The following is a 14,589-nucleotide window of genomic DNA, read 5'->3' as shown; positions in this document are numbered from 1 at the left end:
CCCCGCGCCGTAACATCGTCGGTATGGCTACGGAAGACGCGGTGCTTGAGGCACTGGCGACAGTGAACGACCCGGAGATCCACCGCCCGATCACCGAGCTGGGCATGGTGAAGTCGGTCGAGATCGATCCTGACGGTGTAGTGGCTGTCACGGTGTATCTCACCGTCTCCGGCTGTCCGATGCGCGAAACGATCACCCGGAACGTGACCGAGGCGGTCGCCCGGGTCGAGGGCGTCTCGCGGGTGGAGGTCACCCTCGACGTCATGAGCGACGAGCAGCGCAAGGAGCTGGCGAACTCGCTGCGCGGCTCCACGGCGGAGCGCGAGGTGCCGTTCGCCCAGCCCGGCTCGCTGACCAGGGTGTACGCGGTCGCCTCCGGCAAGGGCGGCGTCGGCAAGTCCTCGGTGACGGTGAACCTCGCGGCGGCGATGGCCGCGGACGGTCTGAAGGTCGGCGTCGTGGACGCCGACATCTACGGGCACAGCGTGCCCCGGATGCTCGGCGCGGACGGCAAGCCCACCCAGGTCGAGAACATGATCATGCCGCCGTCCGCGCACGGCGTGAAGGTCATCTCCATCGGCATGTTCACGCCGGGCAACGCGCCCGTGGTGTGGCGTGGTCCGATGCTGCACCGGGCGCTCCAGCAGTTCCTCGCCGACGTGTACTGGGGCGACCTGGACGTCCTGCTGCTGGACCTGCCGCCGGGCACCGGTGACATCGCGATCTCGGTGGCGCAGCTCGTGCCGGGCGCGGAGATCCTGGTCGTCACGACCCCGCAGCAGGCCGCCGCGGAGGTCGCGGAGCGGGCCGGTTCCATCGCCGTGCAGACCCACCAGAAGATCGTCGGCGTCGTCGAGAACATGTCGGGCATGCCGTGTCCGCACTGCGACGAGACGGTCGACGTGTTCGGCTCCGGCGGCGGCGCACGGGTCGCGGAGGGGCTGACGAGGACGGTCGGCGCCGAGGTTCCCGTGCTCGGTTCCATCCCGATCGACCTGAGGCTGCGCGAGGGCGGCGACGAGGGCAAGCCGGTGGTGCTGTCCGACCCGGACTCCCCCGCAGGCAGCGCGCTGCGGTCGATCGCGGAGAAGCTGGGGGGCCGTCAGCGCGGTCTGTCCGGCATGTCGCTCGGCATCACCCCGCGCAACAAGTTCTGACGGCCCGGTCCCGAGCGCCGGGCCGGGCCTCCGGCCCCGCCCGGCGCTCGCCCGACCGGGGCCCGGACCGCCTACGCGTCGTAACCGGCGATGTCCTTGATGACCGCGAAGCCGAGCCCGTACGCGCTCATCCCGCGCCCGTACGCCCCGATGTGCACGCCCTCGTGCGCCGACCCGGCGAGCACCCAGCCGAACTCGGACTCGCGGTAGTGGAACTCCACCGGCACCCCGTCCACCGGCAGGGAGAGGGTCGACCAGGGGGCGCTGCCGAGGTCGTCGGCGAGGGCGAACGCCGCCTCGGTCTGCTGGTCCAGCCAGTCGTCGCGCAGGGAGTGGTCCAGCTGCGACGGCCAGGTGTAGGCCAGCAGGCCGGAGCCCGCGAGCCAGGCCGCGGAGGCCACGGTGGTGGCGTCCAGCACTCCCGTGCCGTCACCACTGCGCCGCACCGGGCTCGCGCCCACCGTGATGACCGCCGCGAACCGTTCCTTGTCGGCGGAGCCGTCGGTCTTCACCGAAGGCTCGTCGCCGTGGCCGGTCGCTCCGTGCTGCACCGTGCCGTCCGCCGCCGTGCCGACCTGCATCAGCCAACGCGGTCCGGTGAAGGCCTCGTCCAGCCCGTACCAGGGGAAGGGCGCTTTCAGGTAGCCGTCGACGGCACGCGGGGCCGCCGGCGCCCCCTCCGCCGGGCCCGTGCCCGTGGCACCGTCCGTCTCCACCCGACTCGTCGTCTCCATCTGCGCGGCCGCCTCCTCGATCACTCATGATCCGGAGCGGCCCGCCCCCGCGGGCGTGGGCGTCCTCGCAACCGGACAGATGGAGAATAGCCATACGGTTCGGGCGCGTCGGGATTGACCGGGGTCAGGTGGCGTCTGCGTCGAACGGCGGGCGCTCGGGCTGAGCGGCCGACGGAGCCTTCTTCAGCAGGTCAGGCGATGTGTCGCCGGTCTTGGCGAGGCCGGACGCGGCCGCACCCGCCGCACCGGTCGACGCACTGTTGGCGGAATCGGCAGCGGCGGCCGGGCGCCCGTTGACCGCGTCGGTGACGTCGGCCAGCTCCTTGCGCAGGTCGAAGCTCTCACGGATCTCCTTCAGCCCCAGGTCGTCGTTGCCGTCCATCAACTGCTTGCGGACGAACGTCTTGGGGTTGAGGTCCTCGAACTCGAAGTCCTTGAACTGCGGGCCCAGCTCGGAGCGGATGTCTTCCTTGGCGCTGTCCGAGAACTCACGGATCTTGCGGACGGTGCGCGTGACGTCCTGGATCAGCTTGGGCAGCTTGTCGGGGCCGAAGACCAGCACGGCCAGCACTCCGAGCGTCAGCAGCTCCAGTGCGCCTATGTCATTGAACACCTAGCTGCTCCTCGTGTTCTCCGTGGGGTCTCCGTGCGTTCCCGACCATGTCTCCCAGGTCCCCGGACCGCTCAACGGTACCCGTCGAACGTGTCCCGGCGGTACCTCGCGGTGTCCGTTACGTGCCGCTCGCAGAACCGAGCGTCAACGTCACCGTCCGCTCCTTGCCGCCTCGCGTCAGCAGCAGGTCCAGCTCGTCGCCCGGACGGTGGGCCCGGATCTTCACGATCAGCTCCTCACCGCTGCGCACCCGCTGGCCCTCGACCGCCGTGATGACGTCGCCGGACCGGATGCCCGCCGCGTCGGCGGGTCCGTCCTTCGCGACGGCGGGCCCGCCCTCCGCGCCCTCGGCGCCGACCTTGGCCCCGTCGCCGGTGTACTGCATGTCCAGCGTGACGCCGATGACCGGGTGGGTCGCCCGGCCGGTGTTGATCAGCTCCTCCGCGACGCGCTTGCCCTGGTTGATCGGTATGGCGAAGCCGAGGCCGATGGACCCGGACTGGCCGCCCGCCTCCGGCCCCCGGCCGCTGTCGGCAGCCCGGATGGCGCTGTTGATGCCGATGACGTGAGCCCGGGAGTCGACCAGCGGTCCACCGGAGTTGCCGGGGTTGATCGGGGCGTCGGTCTGCAACGCGTCGACGTAGCTGATGTCGCTGCCGTCGCCCTTCTCGCCGCCGGCGGTGATCGGCCGCTGCTTCGCGCTGATGATGCCCGAGGTGACGGTGTTGGACAGGTCGAACGGGGCTCCGATGGCCACCACAGGGTCACCGACCTGCACGTTGTCGGAGTTGCCGAGGGGCAGCGGCGTCAGCCCGGAGACCCCGCGGACCTTGACGACCGCGAGGTCGTAGCCGCTGTCCTTGCCGACCAGCTCGGCGGCGGCCGTCTCCCCGGTGCTGAACGTCACGGTGATGTCCCCGCTCGACCCGGCCGGGGCGACGACGTGGTTGTTGGTGAGGATGTGGCCCTGCTCGTCGAGGACGAAGCCGGTGCCCGTGCCGGACTCCGCGGTGCCGCTGACATGGAGGGTGACCACGCTGGGCAGGGCGCTGGCGGCGATGCCCGCCACGCTCGTGGGGGCACGGTCGCCGCCGTCGCGGCCCGCCTGGGGCAGTTCGACGGTGGTCAGCCCGCCGTTGCGTTCGATGTACGCGCCGACTCCGCCGCCGATGCCGCTGGCGACCAGGGTCAGCAGCAGCACTCCGGCGAACGCGCCGCTCCGGCGGCTCTTCCGCCGCTCCGGCTCGACGCCCGCGGGCGGGCCGGGCCGCGTCAGCGGCTGCCCCGGAGCGCCCCACGGGTCGTACTGGAGCCACTGCCCGTGCTGCGGCGCGGGCTCCTGCCCGTGCGATCCCTGCGGTACGGGCGCGGGGGGCTGGGCGTACGCGGCGGGCCGGGCGGGCGGCGGCACGAGGGGCTCGGCGGGCGGCGCCGGGGGCTGGGCGGGGATTCCCGCGCCGCTCGTCCCTCCGTACCGGGAGGCGGGCCCGGCAGCGTGCGGCGGCACGGCGGTGCCGTGGGGCGGGGTGGGGAGCTGCACCGGCGGCGCGGGGGCCCAGGGGCCCGGGCCCCCGTAGGGCGGGGTGCTGTACTCGTCGGGCTCGTGCAGCGGCTGCCCGGGCGGGCGGACCGGCCCGCCGTCGCCCCCTCGCTCACCGGGCTCCCCTGCCCCCGGGGCCGGGGCGGCCGGGCCGGGGGCCGGGCGATCGGGAGCGGCGGTTTCCGCAGCCGGGCGGGGGCCGCCGGTGTTCCGGTCGTCCGTGTCCGGGGTGTGCCGCGTGGGGGCCGCGCCCGTGACGTCCTCCATGGCCGCGGCCGGGGCCGCCGCCGCGCCGTCCGGCTCCGTGCGGCCGGTGGGCGCCGCCGGGGGGCGGCTCCACCACTCCGCCTGCGGTCCGGTGGGCTTCCCGTCGTCCATGCTCTCCCCGCAACTGGCCTCTGCACGCCCCACAGAGGCGTCCCTCACCGGAATTCAACCAGGTTTGCGGAGCCGTGCGCAGGCCCCGGTCAGCGCCGGGGCGAAAGCGGGCTCGCCAGATCGTTGGGGGGCGACGACGGGGCCGGGCCCGAGGGGACGGCCGCCGGAGGAATCTTCGCCGGCACGCCACCGCCCAGGGCCGCCGCGAGCAGCGGGATACCGACGCCCGTCGGGCGTATCAGCGGGGGGACGGACACGTTCAGCGCGGGGAGCGTGTAGGGGTGCCCGACCGACGCGGAGACGCCGAACAGCGGGGGCGCGGCCGTCGGCGACCGCCGGCTCGCCCGGGGCGTCACCGCCGGGTCGGCCGGCCCGGCGAGCGACGGGGCGATCCCGGTGGTCCGGGCCGACGGCGTGTCGGCGGGCGACCGTCCGGGCTCCGGCCCGGCGCTCACGGCCAGTGCGCCGCCACGGCGGGAGGCGGCTTCGGCGCCGCCGCCCGCGCGGGTCCCGGCGTCGAGAGGGGTGACGGTGTTCCCGCTGCCTTCGGCGCGCAGCGGGGCGTCGGGGCCGGAGTCCAGCGGCAGGGCGCCGCCGAGGGCGATGGCCGCGAGGGAGACGGCGCTGGCCGCGGCGAACGCGAAACGCCGTCCGCGCCACGGAGAACGGTCCGCGTCGCGGGAGACCGCGTGTATGCGGAAGACCGAGGAGGCGCCGGAGCCGCCGGGCAGCACGGCGGTGGAACCGTGGGCGGTGGGGAGGTATCCGAAGCCGCCCAGCGGGGAGGCGACGGTGTCGGCCCGGCCGCCGGGGGACCGCAGTCCGGGGAAGAACTCGTCGGCGAGGGGCCCGCCCCCGCCGAACGGCCGGCCGGAGCCGGTGTCGTCGCCACCGGAGCCCCCGGGAAGGCCCTGGAGCCGGGCCAGGAACCCCTCGGAGGGCGAAGGAGAGGCGGACATGGCGAAGGCGCTCTTGAGGCGGCGCTGGGCGTCGGCCTCGGCCTTGCACTTGGCGCAGGTGGCCAGATGAGCCAGGACCCGCTCGCGGGCGTCGTGTTTCAGCTCGCCGTCGACCAGCGCGGCGAGCCGGTCCCCCAGGTGCGCTTCCGCGGGGGTCGGGCCTGTGCCACTCACGCCGTTCCGACCTCCCCCGCCAGGACCGCGTCCGCCAGCGAGCGCTGCTCGGCGCGCGCCTCGGGCGAACGGTGCTTGAGCGCCTTGCGCAGGTGCGAGCGGCCCCGGTGGATGCGGCTGCGGACGGTGCCGAGCTTCACCCCGAGGGTCGCCGCGATCTCCTCGTAGCTGAGGCCCTCGATGTCGCAGAGGACCACCGCCGCACGGAACTCCGGCGCGAGGGTGTCCAGCGCCTGCTGCACGTCGGCGTCGAAGTGGGTGTCGTTGAACACCTGCTGCGGGGACGGCTCACGGCTGGGCAGCCGCTCGGCCGCGTCGTCGCCGAGGGAGTCGAAGCGGATGCGCTGCTTGCGACGGACCATGTCGAGGAAGAGATTGGTCGTGATGCGGTGCAGCCAGCCCTCGAAGGTGCCGGGCGTGTAGGTCGAGAGCGAGCGGAAGACCCGCACGAAGACTTCCTGGGTGAGGTCCTCGGCGTCGTGCTGGTTGCCCGTCAGCCGGTAGGCAAGGCGGTACACGCGACCGCTGTGCGTGCTGACGATCTCTTCCCATGAGGGCGGGGTCCACGCCTGAGAGTCCGCATCAGAGGCGAAGGTCGCGGTCGTTGCGGAGTCTTCGGAAGAACGGTCAGCGATGTTGGTCACGGATTTCGGCTCACCCGCCGATCTGAGAAGGCGCCGCAGCACTCCTCCCCGATCCACAGGCGCAGCCGCACCTCCCCTATCGGCTCTGGTGGTGTCCAGTGGAGCCCCTACCATAGCCACCTCGCCCGTTAGCTCCGGATAAGCCTTTTTCGCTGCTGGGGCCGGGCGTCGCCCGGAACTTCCCCGCCGCTCACCGGTCCGATCCGCGGTCCGGGTCACTGCGCTTTCCCCACGCCCTGCACAACGCCCGGTCCCATCTGCGGGTTCCCGGGCGCAGCGGATACAGTCACCGTTGCGCCAACTACGGGGACAGGAGAGGGTCATTACCGCCAACCGGCAGACGAGCTGGGCGTTCGCCGACGCCTTTGTCCCCGAGGACGAAGCTCTGCACCGGGCCCGGGAGCGGGCTCTCGAGCTGGGGCTGCGCTCGGTCTCACCGGGCACCGGGGCCGCGCTGCGCCTGCTGGCCGCCACCGCGGACGCCAAGGCGGTGGCGGAGATCGGCACGGGCACCGGCGTGTCCGGCATCTACCTGCTGCACGGCATGCGGCCGGACGGCGTGCTCACCACGGTGGACCCGGAGCCCGAGCGTCAGCAGTTCGCCCGTGAGGCGTTCCGCGAGGCGGGCTTCGCCTCCAACCGTTCCCGTTTCATCCCCGGCCGCGCCTTGGACGTCCTGCCCCGGCTCGCGGACGGCGGCTATGACCTCGTGTTCTGCGACGGCGACCGGCTGGAGAGTATGGACTGCCTGGCTGAATCGTTGCGCCTGCTGCGGCCCGGCGGCCTGGTCTGCTTCGAGGGCGTCTTCGCGGACGGCCGCACGATCGACTCCGCCGCCCAGCCGGCCGAGGTGCTGCGGCTGCGGGAGCTGCTGCGGGCGGTACGCGAGAGCCAGGAGCTGATGTCTGCCCTGCTCCCGGTCGGGGACGGCCTCCTCTGCGCGGTCCGGCGCGGCTGACGCGTCGGCTGCGCCAAAGGCCGCCCGGCCCGCGTTTACGGGGCCGTTCCCGTACGTGCGGGCCGGCCCCGTACGCGGGCTCGTGCTGCCCCGTGGCGCGTCCGGGGTCTTCTGACCCGCCCCGGACGCACCACTGCCCCGGTACGCGTCGCGTACCGGGGCAGTGGTGCAGGTGATGGGCGTTCCGCGTCAGCCGACGACCTTCTTCAGCGCGTCGCCGAGGGCATCGGCCTCGTCCGGAGTCAGCTCGACAACAAGCCGACCGCCGCCTTCGAGCGGAACGCGCATGACGATGCCCCGCCCCTCCTTTGTCACCTCGAGCGGGCCGTCGCCCGTCCGCGGCTTCATGGCCGCCATGCTCGTTCCCCTTCCTGAAACCAGCTCATCGCAACCGGCGGCCCCATGACAGGCGCTGCCTCACCGGCATCGAACACATTGCTTCTCCGTCATTATCCCGCATCAGGGACCCCGATGACCAACGTCGCTCTGCATCGCTTGCGCAACGCGCTCTCGCAAAACCCCCCAATTCGGCGATCGGGCTGCGATACTGCGCCGTTCCGGCCCCCTGTGCGCGCGTCCTTTATTAGACGTAGGTCACATCTCCCGCCCGGCCCGCGTCGGCCATGCTTGCCTCCAGTGGCAACGATGCCCGAGCAGCGAGGGGAAACCGGAATGGCCGACGAGCTGGCGAACACCGTCCTGTACGACGTGAGCGACGGTCTGGCGACGATCACGATCAACCGACCCGACGCGATGAACGCGATGAACACCGCGGCCAAGGTCGCCCTGCGGGACGCCCTGCTGGCGGCGTCGGCGGACGCGGACGTCCGGGCCGTGCTGCTCACGGCCGCGGGGCGCGCCTTCTGCGTCGGCCAGGACCTCAAGGAGCACGTCGCCTCGCTCACGGCCACCCGGGAGGCGGGCAGCGGCAACGCGCTGAGCACCGTGCGGGAGCACTACAACCCGATCGTGCGGGCGATCACCGAGATGGCGAAGCCGGTGGTCGCCGGGGTCAACGGCGTCGCGGCCGGGGCCGGGTTCGGTTTCGCCCTGGCGGCCGACTACCGGGTGGTCGCCGACACCGCTTCGTTCAACACGTCGTTCGCGGGCGTCGCGCTCAGCGCCGACTCGGGCGTGTCCTGGACGCTGCCCCGGCTGATCGGGCAGAGCCGCGCGGCCGACCTGTTGTTCTTCCCGCGTTCGATCTCCGCGCAGGACGCCTACGAGCTGGGCATCGTCAACCGCGTGGTCCCGGCGGCCGAGCTGGCCGAGCAGGCCGGGGCGGTGGCCCGCGCCCTGGCGGACGGTCCCACCGTGGCGTACGCCGCGCTCAAGGAGTCGATGGCCTACGGGGCCGGGCACACGCTCGCCGAGTCGCTGGAGAAGGAGGACGAACTCCAGACCCGCGCGGGCAGGTCCAAGGACCACACCATCGCGGTGGAGGCGTTCCTCGCCAAGGAGAAGCCCGTCTACCTCGGGAAGTAGCCGCTCATCGGCCGCCGCCCCGGGCGACGCAGTCCGCGAGGTGGTCGTCGACCAGCCCGCAGGCCTGCATCAGGGCGTAGGCGGTGGTGGGGCCGACGAAGCGGATCGACCGCTTCTTCAGCTCCTTGGCGAGCGCGGTGGACTCCGGTGTGACGGCCGGGACGTCCGACAGCGTGCGCGGGGCGGGGCGGCCGGCCGGGTCGGGGGCGTAGGACCAGATCAGCTCGTCCAGCTCCCCGGCCGGCCAGTCGGCGAGCACCTTCGCGTTGGCGAGGGTCGCGTCGACCTTGGCCCGGTTGCGGATGATCCCCGGGTCGGCGAGGAGCCGCTCGCGGTCCGCGTCGGTGAACTTCGCGACCGCCGCGATCCTGAATCCCTCGAAGGCGGTACGGAAGGTCTCGCGGCGGCGCAGGATCGTGAGCCAGGAGAGCCCGGACTGGAAGGCCTCCAGGCAGAGCCGCTCGAACAGGGCGTCGTCCCCGTGGACCGGGCGGCCCCACTCGGTGTCGTGGTAGGCGAGGTAGTCCTCGGCGGCCAGGCCCCACGGGCAGCGCGGGCCGCCGTCGGCGGCCTCGACGGCTCCGCCGCTCATCGTCCGTCCTCCTGGGCGAGGGCCTGACCGCCGGCCTCTCCGCCGGGCGGTCCGGCGGGCGCGCCCGGTGCGGCGGAGGAGCCGTGCGGGGCGATGGAGGAGCCGTGCGGCTCGACGGGCGGGCGGTCCGGGCCGTCGGCGCCCTCCCCCGCCCGCGCGCCGGGCTGCTTGAACAGGTCGGCGCCGGTCGTCACCGCGGCTGCCTGCACCCCGGCCAGGGCGGACTCCAGCTCCGCGATCCGCGCGTCGCGCTCGGCGAGTTCCGCTCCGAGCCGGGACAGCGCCTCGTCCACGTCCGCCATCCGATAGCCGCGGGGGGCCATCGGCAGCCGCAGCCCCTCGACGTCCGCACGGCCGACCGGGCGGTTCGCGGGCAGCGGATCGGTGGACCGCTCGGGCGGGACGTCCTGGAGCACCGCGCTCCCTCCGCCGCCGACCACCGCGAGGGTGACCGCGGTGACCACCACGACCATCGTGAGCAGCAAATACCAGAACACGCGCATCTCCCCGGGCGAGAACCTCGTCAGGCTCCGATCGTGCCATGCGGCACTGACGGTTCGGGCCGAACGTTAGGGTCGCAGGCGGGCTACTGAGGAGGAAGAACGGGATGCGAAGCGGTGCACTCAGGCTGGGGCGGCGGGAGTTCGGCCCCCGGGAGCCGGTGATCATGGCGATCGTGAACCGGACTCCGGACTCCTTCTACGACCAGGGCGCGACCTTCCAGGACGAGCCGGCGCTCGCGCGGGTCGAGCAGGCGGTGGCCGACGGCGCCGCGATCGTCGACATCGGCGGGGTGAAGGCCGGCCCCGGCGACGAGGTCAGCGCCAAGGAGGAGGCGCGCCGCACGGTCGGGTTCGTCGCCGAGGTCCGCCGCAGGCACCCGGACGTGGTGATCAGCGTCGACACCTGGCGCCACGAGGTGGGCGAGGCGGTCTGCGAGGCCGGGGCCGACCTGCTGAACGACGCGTGGGGCGGGGTCGACCCGAGGCTGGCGGAGGTCGCCGCACGGCACGGGGCGGGGCTCGTGTGCACCCACGCGGGCGGCGCTCAGCCGCGTACCCGGCCGCACCGGATCGCGTACGACGACGTGATGGCGGACATCCTTGGGGTGACGGCGGGGCTGGCCGAGCGGGCGGTGCGGCTCGGGGTGCGGCCGGACGGGATCATGATCGACCCGGGCCACGACTTCGGGAAGAACACCCGGCACTCGCTGGAGGCGACGCGGCGCCTCGGTGAGATGGCCGAGACCGGGTGGCCGGTGCTCGTCTCGCTCTCCAACAAGGACTTCGTCGGGGAGACGCTGGACCGGCCGGTGAAGGAGCGGGTCGTCGGCACGCTGGCGACGACGGCGGTCTCGGCGTGGCTGGGGGCGCGGGTCTACCGGGTGCACGAGGTGGCGGAGACGCGGCAGGTGCTGGACATGGTGGCGTCGATCGCGGGGCGCCGGCCGCCGGCGGTGGCGCGGCGCGGCCTGGCCTAGGGCCCGCCCCACCCGGACGGACGGGCGCGCCCCACGGCGCCGCCGCTCCGTGGTCGCCGCTGGGTCTGGGAGGACCGCGGCGCCAGCCGGGCGGGCGGCGGGGCCGCCGCCCCGAAGAGGGCGCCCCCGAACCCCGGGCGGGCCCGGACGCGGCTCCGGCCCGTGGCGGGCGGGTCCGGTCCTACCGCCCGACCTCCTTCGTCACCAGCGACACCGCTTCGTCCACGTCGTCCGTCACGTGGAAGAGCAGCAGGTCCTTCTCCGAGGCCTTGCCCTGGGCCACCACCGTGTCGCGGAGCCAGTCGACCAGGCCACCCCAGTAGGCGGTGCCGAACAGGACGATGGGGAAGCGGGTGACCTTGCCGGTCTGGACCAGGGTCAGCGCCTCGAAGAGCTCGTCCAGGGTGCCGAGGCCGCCGGGCAGGACGACGAAGCCCTGGGCGTACTTCACGAACATCGTCTTGCGGACGAAGAAGTAGCGGAAGTTGACGCCGATGTCGACGTGCGGGTTCAGCCCCGACTCGAACGGCAGCTCGATGCCAAGGCCGACAGAGACGCCCTGCGCGTCCCGGGCGCCCTTGTTGGCGGCCTCCATCGCGCCCGGCCCGCCACCGGTGATGACCGCGAAGCCGGCGTCGACCAGGGCCTTGCCGATCCGGACTCCGGCGTCGTACTCCACGGACCCGGCCGGTGTGCGGGCCGATCCGAAGACGCTGATCGCGCTCGGCAGCTCGGCGAGCGCGCCGAAGCCCTCGACGAACTCCGACTGGATGCGCATCACCCGCCAGGGGTCGGTGTGCACCCACTCGGAGTCGCCCTCGGAGTCCAGCAGCCGCTGGTCGGTCGTCCCGGGCTGGACCTGCTCCCTGCGGCGCAGCACCGGGCCCATCCACTTCTCCTCCGGGCTGACCGCCCCCTCGGGGACCTCCGCGCCCTCGGGAATCCGCGCGTCCTCGGCATTGCCCATGTTCCGCTCCCTCCACCGACCTGCGTCGTGCCTGTCCGGCCAGCGTAGATCGGCGGAGGTTACGTACGGGGGAATGCCGTGCGTCAGCCGGACAGCCAGGAGCGCAGCCGGTCCTCGCAGTGGGTGATCCTGTCGACCGCCACGTGCTCGTCGCGCTTGTGGGCGTAGAGCGCGTCGCCGGGGCCGTAGTTCACCGCGGGGACGCCGAGGGCGCCGAAGCGGGAGACGTCGGTCCACCCGAACTTGGGCTTGGCGGCGCCGCCGACCGCGGTCATGAACGCCTGGGCGGCGGGGTGCGAGAGGCCGGGCATGGCGGCCCCGGAGTGGTCGTCGACGACGAACTCGGCCACACCGCAGTCGGCGAAGACCTCGCGGACGTGGGCGAGCGCCTCCTCCTCCGTGCGGTCGGGGGCGTAGCGGTAGTTGACGACGACGGTGCAGGCGTCCGGGATGACGTTGGTGGCGACCCCGCCCTCGATGCCGACCGCGTTGAGACCCTCGTGGTAGGCGAGGCCGTCGATGACCGGGCGGCGCGGTTCGTACGCGGCGAGCTTCGCCAGGATCGGCGCGGCGGCGTGGACGGCGTTGGACCCCATCCAGCTGCGTGCGGAGTGGGCCCGCTCGCCCGTGGTGCGCAGATGGACCCGGAGCGTGCCCTGGCAGCCGCCCTCGACCTCGCCGTCGGAGGGCTCCAGCAGGACGGCGAAGTCCGCGGCGAGCCACTCGGGATGGGCGTCGGCGATGTGGCCGAGGCCGTTGAGGTGGGCGGCGACCTCTTCGTTGTCGTAGAAGACGAAGGTCAGGTCGCGGTTGGGTTCGCGGACCGTCGCGGCGATCCTCAGCTGGACGGCGACGCCGGACTTCATGTCGGAGGTCCCGCAGCCCCAGAGGATTCCGTGCCCGTCGAGGCGGGAGGGGACGTTGTCGGCGATCGGCACGGTGTCGATGTGCCCGGCGAGCACGACGCGCTCGGCGCGACCGAGGTCGGTCCGGGCGACGACGTTGTTGCCGTGGCGGTCGACGGTCAGGTGGGGCAGGCCGCGCAGGGCCGTTTCGATCGCGTCGGCGAGGGCCTTCTCCTCCCCGCTGACCGAGGGGAAGTCGACGAGCCGGGCGGTGAGCGCCGGTCCGTCCAGGGTGAGGTCAAGGGTGCTGTCGGCCATGGCCCTGACCCTAAGGGACTTCGGTACCGGCCCGGCCCGGGGCCTCCAGTACGGTGGGCCCGTGCCCCGGACAGCCCGCCCCGCCCGCCGCAGTCGCCTCTTCCGCTTCACGGCGGCCTTCGCCGTGCTCGTGGCTCTCGGCGGCTACCTGGCCATGCAGTACGTCTCCGGCTCCGCGAACCCGCCCCGCTGTGTGGTGCGGGCCTCCGACGGGCCGGACGGCGCGTCGCACACGTACGAGATGAGCCTGGCCCAGGCGGTGAACGCCGCGACGATCTCCGCGGTGGGGACTGCCCGGGGCATGCCGGAGCGTGCGGTGACGATCGCGCTGGCCACCGCGCTCCAGGAGTCCGGCCTGCGCAACATCGACTACGGGGACCGCGACTCCCTCGGTCTGTTCCAGCAGCGCCCCTCGCAGGACTGGGGCGCCCCGGAGCAGATCATGGACCCGGTCTACTCCGCCGGCGCGTTCTACGACCAGCTCGCCGAGGTGCCGGGCTACTCCCGGCTGCCGCTGACCGTGGCCGCGCAGCAGGTGCAGCGCAGCGGCTTCCCGCAGGCGTACGCGAAGCACGAGCCGGACGCCGCGCTGCTGGCCGCCGCGCTGACCGGTCGCGAGCCCGCCTCGGTGAACTGCGTGCCCTCGACGGCCACCGCGACCGGTCCCGGCGACGCCGAGCGGGTACGGGCCGAGCTGGTGCGCGCCTTCGGCAAGGAGGTGCTGCCCGCCGCGAAGGCCGCGGGCGCGTCCTCGTCGGCGACCGTCTCCGTGCCCGTCCCCGCGGCGGACCGGGCCGACGCCGGGCAGCGGCGGGGGTGGGAGCTGGCGCACTGGGCCGTCGCGCAGTCCGAGGCACTGCGGATCGAGCGCGTGAGCTATGCGGACCGGGTGTGGGAGGCCGCTTCGGGCTGGCGGACGGAGCGCGCGAAGGGGACGGAACCGGACACGGCGGCCGTCGCGATCCGGGTCGCTCAGTAGTACGCCTTGTCACTCGCAAGCATGTGGCGGCGGTGCCCCCGGGCCTTGGCGGCGCCTCAGGTCGCAGGGCTGGACCGTGATGCCGATTCCCTTGCCCCGCAAGAGGAGTGACGGTTCGCCCGGCCCTCGCGGAATGGATTGTTTGCCCGGGTTCTCCCGCTGCGGGCCATCGGACGCATTACCCACTCTTTACCTTCGCCCACCGCAACCTCCCCCGCCCCCTGACCGGTTGTCAGTGCGTCCGCCCGTCGGACCGGCAGCTTCCCCGAACCTGCCGACCCGTTGACACCCCGTCGAAGGAGCATCATGTCCCTCCCCCTGACCCGTCGGATCGCTCGTGCCGCGCTGCTGATCGCCGCAGGCGCGGCCCCCGTGGTCGGTGCGGCCGGCGCCGCCGGCGCCGCGGAGCTCCCGCAGACCCCGAACCTGGGCGGCCTGACCGCTCTGGACGGCGCCGGTCTCGGCAACACCGTGGACGGCGTCGCCCGGCAGGGCACCGAGACCGCCGGTGAGACCGGCGGCCACCTCGTCGGCACCGCCGTGCCGGCCGCGGGCAAGACCGTCGGCAAGACCGCCAAGGTCGCCGCCCCGGCCGTCCAGGAGACCGCGGGCCAGTCCGCGGGCAGCGCGGGAGAGGCCGTCGGCGAGGTGGCCGGCGCCACCGGTGGCGGTCTGCCCACCGACGGCCTGCCGCTGGCGCTGCCGATCGGCTGAGCCGACGCCGTACCGCGAACGGGCCGAGGGCCTCGGGAGTGTGCACTCCCGA

Annotated in this window: 16 protein-coding genes; 6 read left to right on the top strand and 10 right to left on the bottom strand. The window is 73.5% G+C overall.

Features of this window, described 5'->3' with window-relative positions; genetic code table 11:
- Positions 1 to 23 precede the first annotated feature (23 nt).
- A complete protein-coding gene (locus V9U70_RS27325; protein ID WP_336679525.1) occupies positions 24 to 1,157 on the top strand; it encodes an Mrp/NBP35 family ATP-binding protein in 1,134 nt (377 codons plus the stop codon).
- Positions 1,158 to 1,228: 71 nt separating this feature from the next.
- Here V9U70_RS27325 and V9U70_RS27320 read toward each other — a convergent pair whose 3' ends face one another.
- The 5 genes from V9U70_RS27320 to sigE all read right to left on the bottom strand — a co-directional run bounded on the left by V9U70_RS27320 (position 1,229) and on the right by sigE (position 6,313).
- Positions 1,229 to 1,891 carry a hypothetical protein gene (locus V9U70_RS27320; protein WP_336679523.1) on the bottom strand — a complete coding sequence of 221 codons (663 nt, stop codon included), beginning with the start codon at positions 1,889 to 1,891 and terminating at the stop codon, positions 1,229 to 1,231.
- 124 nt (positions 1,892 to 2,015) lie between these two features.
- The gene (locus V9U70_RS27315) at positions 2,016 to 2,504 is read right to left on the bottom strand and encodes a sec-independent translocase (RefSeq protein ID WP_336679521.1); all 489 of its coding nucleotides are present in this window, start codon (positions 2,502 to 2,504) and stop codon (positions 2,016 to 2,018) included.
- Positions 2,505 to 2,622: 118 nt separating this feature from the next.
- Positions 2,623 to 4,422: a S1C family serine protease gene (locus tag V9U70_RS27310; RefSeq protein WP_336679520.1), complete on the bottom strand. Its 1,800-nt coding sequence runs from the start codon at positions 4,420 to 4,422 to the stop codon at positions 2,623 to 2,625.
- Between the two features lie 89 nt (positions 4,423 to 4,511).
- On the bottom strand, positions 4,512 to 5,555 hold the full coding sequence (locus V9U70_RS27305; protein ID WP_336679518.1) for an anti-sigma factor family protein: 1,044 nt from the start codon (positions 5,553 to 5,555) through the stop codon (positions 4,512 to 4,514).
- Positions 5,552 to 6,313 carry an RNA polymerase sigma factor SigE gene (gene sigE, locus V9U70_RS27300; RefSeq protein ID WP_336679516.1) on the bottom strand — a complete coding sequence of 254 codons (762 nt, stop codon included), beginning with the start codon at positions 6,311 to 6,313 and terminating at the stop codon, positions 5,552 to 5,554. Before sigE ends, V9U70_RS27305 begins: the two co-directional genes overlap by 4 nt.
- Before the next feature lie 178 nt (positions 6,314 to 6,491).
- On the opposite strand from sigE, the gene V9U70_RS27295 reads away from it, so the two are divergent.
- Positions 6,492 to 7,157 (top strand): O-methyltransferase, encoded by a 666-nt coding sequence (locus V9U70_RS27295; RefSeq protein WP_336679515.1) that lies wholly within the window; start codon positions 6,492 to 6,494, stop codon positions 7,155 to 7,157.
- A gap of 189 nt (positions 7,158 to 7,346) precedes the next feature.
- On the opposite strand, the gene V9U70_RS27290 is transcribed toward V9U70_RS27295, so the two are convergent.
- Positions 7,347 to 7,514, bottom strand: a complete 168-nt coding sequence (locus V9U70_RS27290) for a DUF3117 domain-containing protein (RefSeq protein WP_003966491.1) — start codon at positions 7,512 to 7,514, stop codon at positions 7,347 to 7,349.
- A 315-nt stretch (positions 7,515 to 7,829) separates the two neighbouring features.
- Between V9U70_RS27290 and chcB the strand changes: the two genes are divergently transcribed.
- The gene (gene chcB / locus V9U70_RS27285; protein WP_336680111.1) at positions 7,830 to 8,642 is read left to right on the top strand and encodes a 2-cyclohexenylcarbonyl CoA isomerase; all 813 of its coding nucleotides are present in this window, start codon (positions 7,830 to 7,832) and stop codon (positions 8,640 to 8,642) included.
- 4 nt (positions 8,643 to 8,646) lie between these two features.
- Here the strand turns inward: chcB and V9U70_RS27280 are convergent, their stop codons facing one another.
- Positions 8,647 to 9,234: a DNA-3-methyladenine glycosylase I gene (locus tag V9U70_RS27280; RefSeq protein ID WP_336679514.1), complete on the bottom strand. Its 588-nt coding sequence runs from the start codon at positions 9,232 to 9,234 to the stop codon at positions 8,647 to 8,649.
- Positions 9,231 to 9,737, bottom strand: a complete 507-nt coding sequence (locus tag V9U70_RS27275; RefSeq protein WP_336679512.1) for a cell division protein DivIVA — start codon at positions 9,735 to 9,737, stop codon at positions 9,231 to 9,233. The genes V9U70_RS27280 and V9U70_RS27275 overlap by 4 nt, the downstream gene beginning before the upstream one ends.
- A gap of 104 nt (positions 9,738 to 9,841) precedes the next feature.
- On the opposite strand from V9U70_RS27275, the gene folP reads away from it, so the two are divergent.
- Positions 9,842 to 10,714 (top strand): dihydropteroate synthase, encoded by an 873-nt coding sequence (gene folP / locus V9U70_RS27270; protein ID WP_336679510.1) that lies wholly within the window; start codon positions 9,842 to 9,844, stop codon positions 10,712 to 10,714.
- Positions 10,715 to 10,895: 181 nt separating this feature from the next.
- On the opposite strand, the gene V9U70_RS27265 is transcribed toward folP, so the two are convergent.
- Both V9U70_RS27265 and dapE read right to left on the bottom strand, forming a co-directional pair.
- Positions 10,896 to 11,681: an LOG family protein gene (locus tag V9U70_RS27265; RefSeq protein ID WP_336679508.1), complete on the bottom strand. Its 786-nt coding sequence runs from the start codon at positions 11,679 to 11,681 to the stop codon at positions 10,896 to 10,898.
- An 83-nt stretch (positions 11,682 to 11,764) separates the two neighbouring features.
- Positions 11,765 to 12,844, bottom strand: coding sequence for a succinyl-diaminopimelate desuccinylase (gene dapE, locus V9U70_RS27260; RefSeq protein WP_336679506.1), 1,080 nt, complete (start codon positions 12,842 to 12,844; stop codon positions 11,765 to 11,767).
- Between the two features lie 61 nt (positions 12,845 to 12,905).
- Here dapE and V9U70_RS27255 point away from each other — a divergent pair, with 61 nt between their 5' ends.
- On the top strand, positions 12,906 to 13,823 hold the full coding sequence (locus V9U70_RS27255) for a hypothetical protein (RefSeq protein ID WP_336679504.1): 918 nt from the start codon (positions 12,906 to 12,908) through the stop codon (positions 13,821 to 13,823).
- A gap of 306 nt (positions 13,824 to 14,129) precedes the next feature.
- Entirely contained in the window at positions 14,130 to 14,537 is a 408-nt protein-coding gene (locus V9U70_RS27250; protein WP_336679502.1) for an ATP-binding protein, read from the top strand.
- Positions 14,538 to 14,589 lie beyond the last annotated feature (52 nt).

This window comes from Streptomyces pratensis, from assembly GCF_037137275.1.
GTDB lineage: Bacteria > Actinomycetota > Actinomycetes > Streptomycetales > Streptomycetaceae > Streptomyces > Streptomyces pratensis_B.
This window is presented reverse-complemented; position numbering and strand designations above follow the sequence as displayed.